The organism is bacterium, from assembly GCA_021108215.1.
In the GTDB taxonomy this organism is placed as follows: domain Bacteria; phylum Oederibacteriota; class JAAXVQ01; order JAAXVQ01; family JAUVAV01; genus JAIORK01.
The window spans coordinates 60,532-76,785 of sequence record JAIORK010000036.1 but is presented as its reverse complement, the minus strand read 5'-3'; the positions used below and the strand labels follow the sequence as shown (position 1 = coordinate 76,785).

Sequence of the window (16,254 nt, the reverse complement as noted above, 5' to 3'; positions counted from 1 at the left end):
AAACGATCTGCTACCGTAGAAGCAACCAACACCGGATTTGGGGCCGGGGGAACAGGACAGGGTGGTTTTGTTAACCAATGAACACTTTTTTTAAGAAAATACAAATAATACTTCTTCCCGGTTTTGTCATGCTGCTGCTGGCGGGATGTGCTTCTCTGGGCGGACATGTAAAAAACGCCGGTGAATTGGAGTCTGCCGGAAAAATTGATGAAGCCATTGCCGCCTATTACCGGGCTTTGGAACAGGAACCGAAGCATGTGGATGTCAGCATGCGGTTGTCCAGGGTTCTGGAAAAAAAAGGATTGGCGGATGAGGCTGTACGCGTCCTGGAACAGGCACAGTCTGCACATTTAGAGCATACCGGCATTGCCGGAGAATTGGCAGACACTTATTTTCGGCGCGGTGAAAAATACCGGGCTGAGGGAAAAATCAGCGATGCATTTGAATCCTGGCAAAAAACGCTTAAACTACGACCCGGGCACATGGAAGCCAATGCGCAACTGGCAAAACTTTATTCAGATCAGGGCGAAGATGACAAAGCAGCTGCGCAATACCAGAAAATGACCCGGCAACGTCCGCGTGATTTTGAGGCCCATCGTTCTTTGGGGCTGGTTTATTACAAGCAAGGAAACTATGCGGAAGCGATCCTGCAGTTTCAGCAGGTTTTGCGCCTCAACCCCCGGGATGCGCGGGTGTATAATAATCTCGGTAGTGTTTATCTCAAGGTTGGACGTTTGGATGATGCCATTGCGGCGTTTGAACAGGCAGTGAGTCTTGATCCCGGTCTTTCCGTGGCGCATAACAATTGGGGGACCGCTTTTTTTAAACAGGGACGTTACCAACGGGCCCGGCAAGAATGGGAGTTGTCCCTGAAGCTTGATCAAAAAAATGAAACCGCGCGTCGAAATTTGGATTCGCTGGCAGCTTTAGGCTATTAGACTATATTTTTTTTAGGAGAAAACATGCTCGAAGAGGGACAGTCAGAAAGAAAACCGAACACGCCGTCTGGAGAGAAAAAACCAGCCGGAGCGACCAAACGCAGACGCCGTCCTTATCGTGAATGGCGAAAAAAACCATTGGTTCCAAAAGATGGGAACACGGGGTTGACGGCGAAGCAACCGTCGAAAGCGCCCCGCCCGATGTCTGCACCGGAGAAAGCAAGGAGTGTTCCGCATCCAAGACCTGCGATGGAGAACACGGCAAGTCCGCCGCGTTCAAACCCCGTTCCGGAGAAAGCAGCGAGCGCACCGCGTCCGGTACAGAGGGATGAAAAAAAACCAGTGCAGCGAAAGAGCTATCATAATCGCGGCGGAACCGCCAATCGCCGGCCCAAACAGCGTACGGATAGATTTCAGGATTTTTCAGCGTTTGAAGGCATTGTGGAAATGGATTTTTCGAATCTTTTTTTTCAGGAACATGCCCAAGCGATCAAAAGCTTTACCGGAGAGGTTCCGGTGGGTTTGCGGAATCTAAAATTTCCGGGGGTTGATACCAAGGTTGCCCGTGAGCGGATTGTAGCATTCATTAAAGAACAATTTGAACATTCCGGCAAACAAAGCGTATGTTTGGGCATTTCCGGCGGATTGGACTCGGCAGTCACCGCTGCGTTGGTGATGGCTGCGCTGGGAAGAGAAAAAGTCCGGTTTGTTCATTTTATTGAAACCGAAAAAAGCGCAGCCACACGCGCCCGGGCTGATTTGATCAGCCGTGGTTTGAAAAACCAGTTGGCAATGCACGATCTGCGGCCGCGGCTGCAAAATAGTTTTACCAATGGATCCGGGCTGGTCGGAGAAAAGAAGAAGAAAATTGCGCGTGTTCGGATGCTGGCATTGTACGAATTGGCGGATGCCAATAATGCTTTGGTCATTGGCAGTATGAATAAAACCAAGCGGTTGTTGGGGTATGGCACCCGCTTTGGTGATTTGGCGTATGATATCAATCCATTGGAAGATGTCTATCTAAGTCAGCTTATTGAACTGGCGCGTGTCTTGAATGTTCCCAAAGTTATTCAGGAGCAATCATTATTGGTGGAAGCGCCTTATCGAACCTCCCGGTCTGCAGAGTTGGTCTGGAAGGAAGTGGATTATTATCTTTATCAGATTGCTGATGTGCGTATTTCACTCGCGCATCTAAGGAAAATCGGGATGGATGAAAATAAACTTCTCTGGATTTATCACTGCATGCAAAATGCTGTTCGGGCGGGTCGTCTCGCACCCCGGGTGGACTTAACGGACGCGACGATCCCGCGCTCCGGTGGGCTCTAAATCGGGTCGTTTTTTTTAAAAGAGAGGAAGCGGTATGGGAAAGAAACAAAGAAGCAAAAAAGAAAAGACTCAGCAGAAGAAGGTCCCGGCGCGCGGCAAGTCTTCTTTTTCCGCCTGGGTGGTGGGGAGTGCTGTTTTTTTTGCAGTGGTAATTATCAGTATTGTGGGATTTGTACAGCTTAACAAAGCCCGGTTTATCAAGATTAGTGTGATGGCAACCTCGCAAACACTCGAGAGTGAGTTGCGAAAATCGAGCAGCCGCTTTACCATGGATGAACGGGACCGCTTGGCAAAAATTATTTATGGTGTCAAGGCTATGGTACAATCCGAAAAAAAATTGGATCCTAAAATTGGCGGGCATCTTATGTTTGTGCTTAAAGTTTGTGAGGAGATCACTCGCGAAGGGAAACTGGCACCTGGTGAGCTCGAAAAATTAGAGATGCTGCTTTCCGAGGCGCAGCGCATTTTGGTGCTCAACCGAAAACGGAAATAATTAAGGAAAGCCGCTATGGCAAAAACGCCGAATTCGCAATTGTTTCATCCGTCCGGTCAGGATGAACGCGCGGGAACACTCTATCTCATCGGTACCCCGATTGGTAATCTGGAAGACATGACGTTGCGCGGTTTGCGCCTGCTCAAAGAGGCGGATCTGATACTTGCCGAGGATACCCGCCATACCCGCAAGCTTTTATCCTACTATGATATTCATACCCCGCTGACGAGTTATTATAAGGAAACCGAAAAGAGAAAAGCGCCGGAAATTCTTGCCCGCCTGCGTTCAGGTAAAACCATCGCGCTGGTTTCCGATGCGGGCATGCCGGGGATCTCCGATCCGGGCGCTTATTTGGTACAGACGGCCCGCGAACATGGTGTGCGGACCGAGATTTTACCCGGTCCGTCCGCAGTGTTAACTGCGCTGGTAGGTGCCGGGTTTCCAAATGATTGCTTCTCATTTTTTGGATTTTTAGATGCCAAGACCGGACCGCGATGCCGTTTTTTGGAGACCCTCAGGCAGCGCAGTGAAACTCTGGTTTTTTTTCTCTCGCCGCATAAATTAGACAAAATTTTAAAGGATATTCTTGATATTTTGGGAGACCGGCCGGCGGTGTTATGCCGCGAGATGACGAAGATCCATGAAGACTATATCAGCGGCACGATTTCGCAACTGATTGAAAATGCAGCCCAAATCACCCGGGGTGAATATACTTTGGTGATTGACGGCAATCATGATCCTGAGGAGTCCGTGGTCTCAGAATCCATTCAGGAACAATTGGATCGTTTGCAGGCAGACGGATTGACCCTGAACCAGGCCATTGCGCGTGTCGCCCGGCAGAAAAACCTTCCCCGGCCGGAAGTCTATGCACTGGCCCATGCGATTCATAAGAAATAGAGCCAAGGTGTCGGTTCTTTTTTAGGAGACCCTCGGCATACTACTTTTTCTGGTGCATAACTCGCCCCCTTCGGGAAGCTCAAACAGGATGCACTGTGAAAAAGTAGTATGCCGAGGGTCTTGAAGAAAATGAAAGTGGTGCCAGCCACTTTTTTTTATTTTTGACTTTTTCAGGATTGACCAGATAGCATGACCAAGATGAAGCCATCCTCTAATAAATAGCCCAGGGACAAAAGTAATAAATGCTAACTTTGCGTTGACAGGAATAATTACATGACGTAGAGTGAGTATAGAAAAGGGGGTGTTCACCGTGGGCGAATTTGATAAAAAAATAGGCAAACATGTCAAATTGTTGAGGGAATCTCAGGAAATGAGTCAGCAGGCATTGGCGAACTTACTGAAAGTGGTGCGTCCCACGATTTCTCAAATGGAAAACGGCACCAGAGCTGTCTCAATAAAAGAGTTGAAGAAAATTTCCCAAATATTCGGGGTCTCGGTGGAGAGCCTTATGGATATTTCCAAAGAGCCGCAGGTGATTTTGGAAATGACTAAAGAAGAAAAAGAGACCAAACCCGGTATTCGCATAAACGTGCCGCAGAAGAATCTGAAAAAATTCAAGCAGATTTTATTGTATATACTGGGCAAAGTGGGATCAAAACCCAATATCGGGGAAAGCGTTATCTATAAACTCCTGTATTTTATGGACTTCGATTATTATGAAAGGTTTGAGGAACAGCTTATCGGGGCCACGTATATTAAGAATCATCACGGCCCTACACCGCGGGAATTTAAAGTGATTGTGGATAACATGATCAAGAATAATGAAATCGAGAAAGTGAAAAGCCAATACTTTGACTATCCGCAAACAAAATATTTGCCGCTAAAGGAACCGGATTTAAGTGTTCTTTCAGCGAATGAAAAGGAAGTAATTGACGATGTTTTGGCCCGGCTGTCGGATAAGAATGCCAGGCAAATGGAAGATTATTCACATGCTGATGTTCCCTGGATGACCTCCGAGGAGGGTAAAAATATTGAATATGAATCCGTGTTTTACCGGACAGCACCCTATTCAGTGAGACGAAGCGATGAAAATATTCAGTGAGGTCAGACGCTGGCCGGAATTTGAGAAGGATTTAAAAAAGCTGAGGAAACGATTCAAAACCCCGGAAGATGATTTGGATGTATTTATCAAAGTTCAGCTTCAGCTCTATCATAAGCTGGATAAGGATAACCAGGGCATCGTATCCATTCCTGATTTAGGCATTGAAAATCCGAAAATCTACAAAGCCCGCAAATTCGCCTGCAAGGCTCTGAAAGGCAGGGGCGCGAATTCCGGGATCAGGGTGATCTATGCGTATTATGCGGCGGAAAATAAAGTGGCGTTGATAGAAATTTATTTTAAAGGGGATAAGGAGAAAGAGGATCGGGGGAGGATTGGGAAAATATGCTAGGATTTTGGCACTGTTTAGGAGTTCACGCTGGAGAAACCCGTGAGGACATTCTTCGGCGTAAAGAAAAGGAAATTGAAGCAAACGAATGGACGCTATGGTCGTTTCAAGATAGAAAAGAAGAATTTATTAGACAGTGGATTAACTACATTAATGCGAATCCACAACCCCAACCCATCTATGCTTTCTGTTCAGATAGTCCGGAAGCAAAAGATCCCGGAGGTGTCCAAGCAAAGGCAACTCAATACAAGAGTGTTGATGATCAGGAATGGCAATCAATCCCATCAACAGTAGAAATCCCTCACCCTTTTGGCAAAAAAAAACGGGCAACAGCGTTTAAAGTTGTTGAGGTGATACATCCTGTTTTGCAAGAACTGAAAGGAATCAAGGTGGAATGGCTTTATAAAAATGGATCTTGGAGAAAGGACACAATCCCGACGCGAGGTGAATATCTGATTCGATCTGGAGGAGAAAAAACTCTTCGTAAAACATATGCACTCTTAAAACTTGACCCACCATATATAGTACAAATAGAAAAGTAATTCATAAAAGCTTCGGGGATTTGGTGCCAGGCACCGGTTTTCCGGGCAGAAAAGTCCAGCGTCAATAAAAGAAGTCAAATTGAAATACAGGCATGAATATGCTATACTTTAAAAATAATAATCAGCCCCTATTTAGGGTTGCGCCGGTTAGGTCCCGGTTCAATAACGTCGCAAAAGGAGACTTACGACTATGCCAATGCTCACTCTCAAAGTTGCCGGGAAAAGCAACCCTGCCACTGTAGCTGGTGCGATTGCTAATAATATCCGCGAAGGCAAGGATATTGAAGTTGTTGCGATGGGTCCTCAAAGTGTGAATCAGGCAGTAAAAGCGATTACCATTTCCCGGTCTTACCTTACGGATGATAAAATTGAATTGACCTTTCGTCCGGAATTCATGCATCTCGAATTGGACGGGGAACGGAAAAGCGCGATCAAGATTGTTGTCCTGACCCATAAGGTTGAAGGATAATCCAGTTCGTTTCCGGAGCATGACAGATGAAGCAGTTATTTACGCAGCCGTGAGCAGGGCGTGATGCTATTTTTACCCCGAAGTTTCAGAGGGTCTAAAAAAGGGAGTTAATTTTTATGTGGTACCGTAGAGTTAAAGTATGGTTGATGAATTACTGGGTGCGGATGTTGATCATCACAGCGGTCATCCTTTTGCTGGTTTTTACCGTGATCGGACTGGCGTCGTTGGAATCGTTTTATTTGAATTTGACTCTGGCCACCCTGCCGCTTCAGCTTTTAATGGCAGCACTTAATGCGGTGATTTTTGTATATCTGTATATGACCGTATTCCGCGGCGGTTTTTCCCAGATGAAAAAACAGAAAGTCAAATCATCCTATGTAAATATTACATTTGCCGATATTATCGGGTTGGAGCAGGCCAAACGGGAAGCCTGGGAAGTTGTACAGCTCATCTCGGACCGGGCAAAACTCAAAGCCATTGGCGGCAAAATTCTGCGCGGCGTGGTGATGGTCGGTCCGCCGGGCTGCGGCAAGACCATGCTGGCCAAGGCAATCGCAACTGAGGCCAAGGTGCCGTTTCTGTCTGTGGCAGGTTCCGAATTTACCGAGGTGTTTGTGGGTGTGGGTGCATCGCGTGTACGGAAACTTTTTAAACAGGCGCGCCAGCTGGCCTATGCGGAAGGAACGTGTATTGTTTTTATCGATGAAATTGAGGTAATTGGGCGCGGCAGAACTTTTACAAAATTTGGCGGCGGCGAGGAGACCAACAGTACGCAGAACCAACTCTTAGTGGAGATGGACGGCTTGGGATCCAAGCGCGAGAACGTTATTGTGATTGGCGCGACCAATGCAAGTGAAGATGTGCTGGATCAGGCGCTTATGCGTCCCGGTCGTTTTGATCGCAAGCTCTATATTGATAAACCCAATTTGGTTGAGCGCGAAGAATTATTTAAATTTTATATGTCCAAGATCCAGCATGATCCGGATTTGGACATAGGCCGTCTGGCCCGTAAATCCGTGGGCAAGAGTCCGGCGGAAATTGAAAATGTTATTAAGGAATCCGCCCTGATCGCCATGCGCCGCGGAGGTGACCAAGTTGAGTATGCGGATATGACCAAGGCGATTGAACGGATTGAACTTGGGATTGAACACCGCAAAACCATGACTCCGCATGAGCGGGAGATGGTGGCTTATCACGAGTCCGGGCATCTGGTAACCCTGTATTTGCTGCATCCCACAGATGATGTGTTCAAGGCCTCAATTATATCCCGTGGCGGCGCTCTGGGTGTGGTGCATCATTCGCCGCGCGAAGAGCTGTATACCATGGATCGGAATACCCTCATGGCAAATATTAAGGTTTCTTTGGCAGGGTATGTATCGGAGAAACTCCGCTTTGGTGTTACGTCTACCGGTGTTTCCAGCGATTTCCAGCATGCCATGGGCATGGCGCATAGTATGGTCTGGCGGGTGGGTATGGGCAGCAATGGCTTTTTGGGTGACTTTGCCATTTTGCCTGAGGCACAGATTTCTGAGTCACTCAAGGAACGGCTGAATGCAGAGACTGAGAAAATTATGAAGGAATGTTATGATGATACGGTTCGGGTACTTAAGAAAAATTGGAAGATTGTAGATCACTTTGTTAGAGAATTGTTAGAGCGCGAAGAACTGGATTACGACGAAATTGATGCAATTTTTGATCAGTATGGACTGAAACATTCTGTCAAAGAATTTTTGGAAACCACGGCAGTTACAGTTGCGGATAAATCAGGTTCCAAGGGTGGCGGAAAGAGTGCTGCAAAGACCGCGGCCGCTAAAAAGGCGAAAACCGGGAAACAAAAAAATTGAAGCGTATTTCGAAGCTTGTCATTTTACTTGGTTTGGTGATTCCGGTGATGGCCGGATGCCGTGCCTCCTACCCTACGGGTTCGGTAGAAGAGACGATCAAACAAATCTGCGAGAAAGAGTACGGTGTGGATGTCACGGTAGCGACCCGGAACAAAACCGTGGGTGCTTTGATTGTCATGCCGGACACGCTGCTCTCTGACCTGACTTTTTCCGACCAGGCTTTAAACAAGATTGAAAATGTCATGCTGACCACCTCCCGGGTCACACTCTCTTCTGAATTTGTTTTTGATTTTTTTGTGATCTCTTTGCGTGATGCGGATACGGGTGTCGAGGTGTCTTTTGTCCGGTATATCAAAGATATTCGGCGCCTGATTATGGACGATATTTCCCGTAGTGATTATTTTCAAAGATTGCTTATCGAGGTTTCCGCGCAAGCGCCGGTGCCGAAAAACAGCCGGGGTATTCACAAGCTTAAAGATTATTCTGTGCCGGATTTTTTAGCGGCACAAATTGCCGAGCGTGTAAGGCTGAAGTTTCAGATGAGTTTTATCAGCGAGCGGCTTTTTAGTATTTCCGGTGTACAGGGAATCTTTGATAAAAAAGACAAACCAGGTGACGGTTTGTTCATACTGACACTCCATTTTTTACCGGACGCGGAACCCTTCAAGTCATTTGATGTGCCGGCGGCAGTGAAAGAGGATTTTAAAAAATTAATTTTCACGACTGCCAGCCAGGTGGTGCGGCGCTATGAATTTGATGATTTTGCGGGGATGCGTATCCAGGATGCGCAAAACCGGCAGTTGGCCTATTATGACCGTGGGGCGTTTAGCAAAACCAGTATGAATACATTGATGGAACTTATCCGGACAATTAAGAAAAAGGATAAATAGCCATGACGTCATCCGAATATCTCGGCGGTGAATCTGTTTTACTGGAACGCGGCCCTCAGGCGGTCTTGTTTCTTCATGGATTTACCAGCACCACGCAGGCACTGCGGCCGATGGGCGGAATTTTGGCAGATGCGGGTTTTACGGTTTCGATGCCGCTTTTGCCCGGGCACGGCACCACGCCGGAGGATATGGCCGCGCATTCTCATGCAGATTGGCGTAAGGCCTCATTTGCCGCCTATGATCAGTTGGCTGAAAAATATAAAAATCCTGCAATTATCGGTTTTTCCATGGGCGGTGCATTGGGTATCCAGATAGCGGCCAACCGGCCGGTACCTGTCTTTGTCGCTTTGGCACCGGCTTTGTTTCTGGATGATTGGCGTACGTTTTTTTTACCAATTCTTAAATATATCATGCCCTGGAAAAAGTCCATTGGGAATGATGTGAAAGGGACGCGGTATCAGGAAAAAAGTTACCCGCGTTTTCATCTGAAAAATGTAGAAGATATGTTGTACTTGGGAAAAATGGCACAAAAAGATCTGCCAAGCTTAAAAATGCCGGTGTTGGGTATTCAGTCGGAAATTGATCATACCATTTCGCCCCGGTGTTTGGATTATTTTATCGAGCATGTTGGTTCGGAAATCAAGGAGATGCACCGTCTGAAAAATTCCTTTCACGTATTGACATTGGACAATGAATTTGAGCAAGTTGCCCAGTGGATTGTTGATTTTTTAAAGACGCATATGCCTGCCTAAAAATAAATCGTGTGAATAACCAGAATCCAGCCAAAGACAGTTAAACTCGGTTAAGAAATATTTTTTCGCCCTGCGTACCGTGTCCGGCGGACTTGCCCGGCGAATGCCGGGTGTCGGATGCCTGCTCTATTTCAGCTCGACTTCTCAAAATTTGCTGAAAAGGCAGGCAAATTATTTCGGATTTAAGACGATCCGGTTAGCTGCCGTTTTTTTAATTTAGATAAGAATGTACAAAAATCCGAAAAAAAAATTGACAATTTTTTAAGAATGCGTATAGTTGTCTCTCGGAATTAGCAGTCTCTGGCGGAGACTGCTAATTCTATTGGAAACCTGTTTTTCAATATATCAACATGAATGAAGGGGGAATCACGTATGAAATTCAAACCACTGGGTGACCGTGTCCTTGTGAAGCCGAATGAAGAAAAAGAGGAGAAGCGTGGGGGGATCATTATTCCTGATACAGCCAAGGAAAAACCTTTGGTCGGAGAGGTCATCGCTGTTGGACCGGGTAAGACGGATGACAAGGGCCAGAAAGTTGCGATGAATGTTAAAACCGGGGACAAAGTCCTGTATGGCAAGTATGCCGGCAATGAAGTAAAGCTGGATGATGCAGAGTATATGATTATGAACGAGGATGATATTTACGGAATTTTGGAAGGCTGATTACAGTGACGCACGACTGAAAATTAAAAAGTGGGAGGAAAGAAAATTATGTCAAAAATGTTATTGTTTGATGAAGAAAGTCGCCGCGCATTGCAGCGTGGTGTTGATAAGCTGGCGGATGCAGTCCGTGTGACCCTGGGTCCTAAGGGGCGCAATGTTGTTTTGGATAAAAAATTTGGCGCACCGACCATTACCAATGATGGTGTTACCATTGCCAAGGAGATCGAGCTGGAGGATCCCTTTGAAAACATGGGTGCGCAGTTGGTCAAGGAAGTTGCCACCAAAACGCATGATGTGGCCGGTGACGGCACCACCAGCGGAACAGTACTGGCGCAGGCCATGATCCGCGTCGGGTTGAAGAATGTTACCTCAGGTTCCAATCCTATGTTTATTAAACGCGGGATTGAAGCGGCGGTGGAAGTAGCGGTTGCCGAACTGAAAAAAATCTCCATTCCGGTAAAAGGGAAAGAGGAGATCGCCAGTGTTTCCACCATTTCGGCCAACAATGACCAGGTGATCGGTAATTTGATCGCTGAAGCCATGGAAAAAGTGGGGCGTGACGGCGTGATCACGGTGGAAGAGGCCAAAGGCATGGACACGACGCTGGAAGTCGTAGAAGGGATGCAGTTTGACCGCGGTTACATTTCACCTTACTTTGTTACCAACTCAGAGCGGATGGAGACCGTGCTGGAAAACGCCATGCTCCTCATCTATGACAAGAAAGTAAGCTCGATGAAAGATCTGCTGCCCTTGCTGGAAAAAGTTGTTCAGTTAAGCAAGCCCTTGTTGATCATTGCAGAGGATATTGAGGGGGAAGCCCTTGCCACGTTGGTGGTAAATAAATTGCGCGGGACACTCAATGTCTGCGGTGTAAAAGCACCGGGATTTGGCGACCGCCGCAAGGCCATGCTGGAAGATATCGCGATTTTGACCGGCGGCCAGGTGATTTCTGAAGAATTGGGTCACAAGTTGGAAAATATTGATGTGAACATGCTCGGTCAGGCCAAGCGCGTTACCCTGGACAAGGAAAACACCACCATTGTTGAAGGGAATGGCAAGAAGAAAGACTTGGATGCGCGGGTTGCTCAGATCCGGAAACAGATTGATGATACGGATTCAGACTATGATAAGGAAAAACTTCAGGAGCGTCTGGCCAAGCTGGTCGGCGGTGTTGCTATTATTAATGTAGGGGCAGCGACTGAGGTGGAGATGAAGGAGAAAAAACTTCGCGTAGAAGATTCTCTGGCCGCGACTCGTGCCGCAGTTGAAGAAGGCATTGTTCCCGGCGGAGGCGTGGCATTGCTGCGTACCCTGGGAGCCATTCAAGGTGTAGCCCTGGAGGGCGATGCACAGGTGGGTGTGGAAATTGTCCGGCGTGCAGTTGAAGAACCAATCCGCCAGATTGCCCGCAATGCCGGCATGGAAGATTCTGTGGTGGTTAATCATGTGATGACACAGGACCTCAAAGTCGGTCTCAATGCTGCAACCGGTGAGTACGAGGATTTGATGAAGGCCGGTGTGGTTGATCCGGCCAAAGTAGTTCGGTCGGCATTGCAGAATGCCGCTTCAATTGCCGCACTGCTGCTTACCACAGAGTGTTTGGTGACAGACAAACCGGAGAAAAAAGAAGCAGCCGGGATGCCGGGCGGCGGCGGCATGCCTCCGGGCATGGGCGGCATGGGCGGTATGGACGGGATGTACTAGAAACAAAGGAGTTCGATCCTTTGTTTCTAAGCAGTTGAAAATAATCAATAAATAATAAATAGATATAAGTGCGGTTTCAATCCGTACTATAAAAAAAGGGGACAAAGCATCCGGCATGCGCCGGACAAGATGCTTTGTCCCTCTTTTTTTGTGTGAATATGAAATTGGCCTGGCAGTAGCTTTGGTTGATTCATACGAAACGCCATATCAGATCAATCGTAAATTGTTTGCTAAAAAGTAAGGCGTAATCACATCCGGTTATTTCGCCTCCAAAGGAAAAAAACAGATATACTGCCAGACTTCAGATGAAGATTTCAATCGGAAGATAGATAAAAACCGCGTTTTTCTAAGGAAACACCTTCTTGTGGCTGTTGAAAATCTTTTGAAAATAGTGTTTTTCTGCTACTTGACTTTTTTGAACCCATCTGATAACATCACAAATTCAATTGTTCCCGCAGTAGCGGTTTAATGCAGCCGGGATGAGGAGGGTTTTCGTTTATGCCAGTTTCACCGCAGAAAAAAAATATTCCTGAGGGACTGACGTTTGATGATGTCCTGCTCAAACCTGCAAAATCGGATGTTTTACCCAAAGAATCTGATGTGAGAACGCATTTAACCAAGAAACTGGCATTGAACATTCCCTTGATATCTGCTGCCATGGATACGGTGACAGAAGCGCGTCTGGCCATTGCATTGGCGCAGGAAGGCGGTTTGGGGATTCTGCATAAAAACCTTGATCCGCAAACACAGGCTGCGGAAGTGGATAAAGTTAAGCGCTCTGAGAGCGGTATGATCAGGAACCCGATCACGCTGGGTCCGGACAACATTATTGCGGAAGCCGGTGCGCTGATGGCCAAGTTTCGTATTTCCGGAGTTCCGATCACAGAAGACGGCAAGTTGGTTGGCATCCTGACCAATCGCGATCTTCGGTTTCAGAAAGATTTTAAGCAAAAAATTTTCGAAGTCATGACAAAGAAAAATTTGGTAACAGCACCTGTGGGGACGAGTTTGAAAACAGCGCAAGAGATTCTGCATAAGCACCGGATTGAAAAACTGCCGGTGGTGGATGCGAAGGGGACCCTCAAAGGTCTGATTACGATTAAAGATATTGAAAAGCGGTTGCGCTTTCCGCATGCATGTAAAGACAAGCTGGGCCGTCTTTGTGTGGGAGCATCGGTCGGACCTGCTGCGGATTTTAATGAACGCGTGGATCTGTTGGTGGAAGCCGGTGTGGATGTTATTTGTATTGATACCGCCCATGGACACCACCAGGATGTGATCAATGCGGTGAAAGTACTCAAGAAAAAACATCCTGCGATGGATGTGATAGCCGGGAACGTCGCAACCGGGGATGCCACCAAAGCGTTGATTGCGGCAGGTGCCGATGCGATTAAGGTCGGGATTGGTCCGGGCTCGATTTGTACTACGCGTGTGGTGGCCGGGGTGGGTGTGCCTCAAATTTCAGCCATTATGGACTGCGCCATTGCGGCGGCGGGTAAGGCGAAAATAATTGCCGACGGCGGCGTGAAATACTCCGGGGATATTCCCAAGGCGATTGCCGCCGGTGCGGATGTTGTCATGATCGGGAATTTATTTGCGGGGACGGATGAAAGTCCCGGCGAAGTTGTGATTTTAGAAGGTCGTCAATTTAAAGTTTACCGGGGGATGGGGTCTTTGGCATCCATGCGTCGGGGAAGTGCTGATCGCTATTTTCAGAGTGATGTGAAAGAGGAAAAAAAATTGGTGCCTGAAGGTATTGAAGGTCGGGTGCCTTATCGGGGTGCTTTGGCTGCTTCCGTGCATCAGTTGATCGGCGGTTTGCGATCCGGGATGGGTTATTGCGGCTGCAAAACAATATCGGATTTAAAGCGAAAAGCGGAATTTGTGCGGATCACCAATGCCGCACTCCGGGAAAGCCATCCCCATGATATTGTTATTACCAATGAGGCTCCCAATTACCGGCTAACTTAGTTGTTTTATCGGGTCGGTCGGTTGGACTGTAGCAGCATATAAGGGCGACCCAAAGGGTCGCCCTTATTGGTTTTATCAGGCGATCGTATTGTGCATTGTAGGGGCGAATCCATGTATTCGCCCGTTGCATTGTGTCCAGTGAATACGGGAGGTATTCATCGGGTCATCTTAAATAGTGAAGGAGAAGGCACGTGACCACTGCACATGAAGAATTTATTCTTGTTTTGGATTTTGGATCTCAATATACCCAACTGATTGCACGGCGTATCCGGGAATTAAATATTTATTGCGAAATTCACCCCTATAATATTCCATTGGAGAAGGTAAAAGATATGCATCCCAAAGGTATTATTTTATCAGGGGGACCTTCCTCAGTTTATGCCGAGGGGGCGCCGCTGGTGGATCGCGGACTATTTGAATTGGGGCTGCCCATTTTGGGGATCTGTTACGGGATGCAATTAATCAGTCACCTGTTGGGTGGGAAAGTGGAACCATCACAGGACCGGGAATATGGATTTGCCAAGTTACAGATCTCCGCAGGTTGTGACCTGTTTGCCGGTGTTCAGGAAACCACCCAGGTATGGATGAGCCACGGTGACCGTCTGGCAGCTTTGCCGCAAGGGTTTGAGATTGTGGCCGGAACAGATAATGCGCCGATGGCGGGGATCGCCGATGCCCGGCGAAGGATTTTTGGTATTCAGTTTCATCCTGAGGTTGAGCATACCAGCGAGGGCATGACCATTCTAAAAAATTATTTGTATACGGTTTGCGGCTGTTCCGGGACCTGGACACCGGCCTCGTTTGTAGAGGAGACCGTGGCGCGAATTCGTAAACAAGTTGGCAAGGGTAAAGTACTTTGCGGTTTGTCCGGCGGGGTTGATTCCGCGGTAGCTGCGGTTTTGCTGCATAAAGCAATCGGGGACCAATTGACGTGTATGTTGATTGACAATGGGGTTCTCCGGACAGGTGAAGCGGAACTGGTTTTGAGTATTTTTAAAAAAAATTATGATATCCGTTTTGATCTGGTGGATGCCACAGACGATTTTTTAGATGATCTTTCGGGCATCACAGATCCCGAAGAGAAAAGAAAACGTATCGGAAAAAAGTTTATTGAGGTATTTGATAAGGAATCCAAAGCATTGGGGCATTTTGAATTTTTGGCCCAGGGGACGATCTATCCGGATGTGATCGAGAGCGTCTCGGTCAAAGGTCCTTCCGCCACCATTAAATCTCATCACAATGTCGGCGGACTTCCCGATGACATGCGTTTTGAGCTGGTTGAACCGCTGCGTGAGTTGTTTAAAGATGAGGTGCGGCGTGTGGGATTGGAAATGGGATTGCCGGAGGACATGGTTTGGCGTCATCCTTTCCCCGGGCCCGGTTTGGCAATTAGGATTATCGGAGAGGTGACGCGTGAACGTCTGGAGGTTTTGCGCAAAGCGGATGCGATTTTGATTGAGGAAATAAAAACCAGCGGCAATTATCGCAATCTCTGGCAGGCATTTGCTGTTTTATTGCCGGTTAAGTCGGTCGGGGTTATGGGGGATGAGCGGACCTATGAAAATGTCGTTGCCATTCGTACGGTGACCAGTGTGGATGCCATGACAGCGGACTGGGCATATCTGCCCCAGGAGGTTCTGGGTAAAATTTCCAACCGGATCATCAATGAGGTCAAAGGTGTCAACCGAGTGGTGCTGGACATCTCCTCCAAGCCGCCTGCAACGATTGAATGGGAATAATTGTCCAAAAACAATTATTCCCATTCAATCGTAGAGCAGGTGAGCAGTAGAACAGCAGAACAGCAAAAAAGTGAACCTGCGGTCTGCTGATCAGCTGCTCTGCTGTTCTGAAATTAAAATAGTGATGAGGTTTTAAAATGCCCAAGACGGATACTGACTGGAAAGTGATGACCAAGGAAATCACAGTACCGACCCGCGGCAAAGATCATATTATTGATGTGACCGAAGCGGTACGTGATCTTGTCCGGAAAAGCGGTGTTGCGGAAGGTCACGCCACTGTGTTTACTCCGGGTGCGACCGCCTCAATCACAACAATTGAATATGAACCCGGTCTGCTTAAAGATATTCCGCAGGTATTGGAGTCTTTGATTCCATTTCAAAAAAACTGGGAGCATAATCAGACCTGGGGGGATGGTAACGGTGGATCGCATATCCGGGCCGCCCTGATTGGGCCGTCACTTACCATTCCGGTACTGGGCCGGGAAATGATGTTGGGAACCTGGCAGCAAGTGGTCTTGATTGATCATGATACCCGCAGCCGGAACCGGTGTGTGGTGATCCAGGTGATGGGAAAATAA

General features: G+C 47.5%; 16 protein-coding genes. All 16 read left to right on the top strand.

Features of this window, described 5'->3' with window-relative positions:
- Positions 1-77 precede the first annotated feature (77 nt).
- Positions 78-938, top strand: a complete 861-nt coding sequence (locus K8S19_08285) for a tetratricopeptide repeat protein (GenBank protein ID MCD4813673.1) — start codon at positions 78-80, stop codon at positions 936-938.
- A 24-nt stretch (positions 939-962) separates the two neighbouring features.
- Positions 963-2,264 (top strand): NAD(+) synthase, encoded by a 1,302-nt coding sequence (nadE, locus tag K8S19_08280; GenBank protein ID MCD4813672.1) that lies wholly within the window; start codon positions 963-965, stop codon positions 2,262-2,264.
- 34 nt (positions 2,265-2,298) lie between these two features.
- Positions 2,299-2,757, top strand: a complete 459-nt coding sequence (locus K8S19_08275) for a hypothetical protein (GenBank protein MCD4813671.1) — start codon at positions 2,299-2,301, stop codon at positions 2,755-2,757.
- 15 nt (positions 2,758-2,772) lie between these two features.
- Positions 2,773-3,654: a 16S rRNA (cytidine(1402)-2'-O)-methyltransferase gene (rsmI, locus tag K8S19_08270; GenBank protein MCD4813670.1), complete on the top strand. Its 882-nt coding sequence runs from the start codon at positions 2,773-2,775 to the stop codon at positions 3,652-3,654.
- Between the two features lie 310 nt (positions 3,655-3,964).
- Positions 3,965-4,756, top strand: coding sequence for a DUF4065 domain-containing protein (locus K8S19_08265; protein MCD4813669.1), 792 nt, complete (start codon positions 3,965-3,967; stop codon positions 4,754-4,756).
- Entirely contained in the window at positions 4,740-5,105 is a 366-nt protein-coding gene (locus K8S19_08260) for a hypothetical protein (GenBank protein ID MCD4813668.1), read from the top strand. Before K8S19_08265 ends, K8S19_08260 begins: the two co-directional genes overlap by 17 nt.
- Positions 5,099-5,644, top strand: coding sequence for a hypothetical protein (locus tag K8S19_08255; GenBank protein MCD4813667.1), 546 nt, complete (start codon positions 5,099-5,101; stop codon positions 5,642-5,644). Before K8S19_08260 ends, K8S19_08255 begins: the two co-directional genes overlap by 7 nt.
- A 196-nt stretch (positions 5,645-5,840) precedes the next feature.
- A complete protein-coding gene (locus K8S19_08250; protein ID MCD4813666.1) occupies positions 5,841-6,113 on the top strand; it encodes a stage V sporulation protein S in 273 nt (90 codons plus the stop codon).
- Between the two features lie 116 nt (positions 6,114-6,229).
- On the top strand, positions 6,230-7,957 hold the full coding sequence (locus tag K8S19_08245) for an AAA family ATPase (GenBank protein MCD4813665.1): 1,728 nt from the start codon (positions 6,230-6,232) through the stop codon (positions 7,955-7,957).
- Positions 7,954-8,847, top strand: coding sequence for a hypothetical protein (locus K8S19_08240; protein MCD4813664.1), 894 nt, complete (start codon positions 7,954-7,956; stop codon positions 8,845-8,847). Before K8S19_08245 ends, K8S19_08240 begins: the two co-directional genes overlap by 4 nt.
- A gap of 2 nt (positions 8,848-8,849) precedes the next feature.
- Positions 8,850-9,599, top strand: a complete 750-nt coding sequence (locus K8S19_08235) for an alpha/beta fold hydrolase (protein ID MCD4813663.1) — start codon at positions 8,850-8,852, stop codon at positions 9,597-9,599.
- Between the two features lie 372 nt (positions 9,600-9,971).
- A complete protein-coding gene (locus tag K8S19_08230; GenBank protein ID MCD4813662.1) occupies positions 9,972-10,262 on the top strand; it encodes a co-chaperone GroES in 291 nt (96 codons plus the stop codon).
- A gap of 48 nt (positions 10,263-10,310) precedes the next feature.
- Positions 10,311-11,966 (top strand): chaperonin GroEL, encoded by a 1,656-nt coding sequence (gene groL / locus K8S19_08225; protein ID MCD4813661.1) that lies wholly within the window; start codon positions 10,311-10,313, stop codon positions 11,964-11,966.
- A 498-nt stretch (positions 11,967-12,464) separates the two neighbouring features.
- Positions 12,465-13,937 carry an IMP dehydrogenase gene (guaB, locus tag K8S19_08220; GenBank protein MCD4813660.1) on the top strand — a complete coding sequence of 491 codons (1,473 nt, stop codon included), beginning with the start codon at positions 12,465-12,467 and terminating at the stop codon, positions 13,935-13,937.
- 191 nt (positions 13,938-14,128) lie between these two features.
- Complete coding sequence (gene guaA / locus K8S19_08215) at positions 14,129-15,676, top strand: glutamine-hydrolyzing GMP synthase (protein ID MCD4813659.1); 1,548 nt, start codon at positions 14,129-14,131, stop codon at positions 15,674-15,676.
- 137 nt (positions 15,677-15,813) lie between these two features.
- Entirely contained in the window at positions 15,814-16,254 is a 441-nt protein-coding gene (locus K8S19_08210) for a secondary thiamine-phosphate synthase enzyme YjbQ (protein MCD4813658.1), read from the top strand.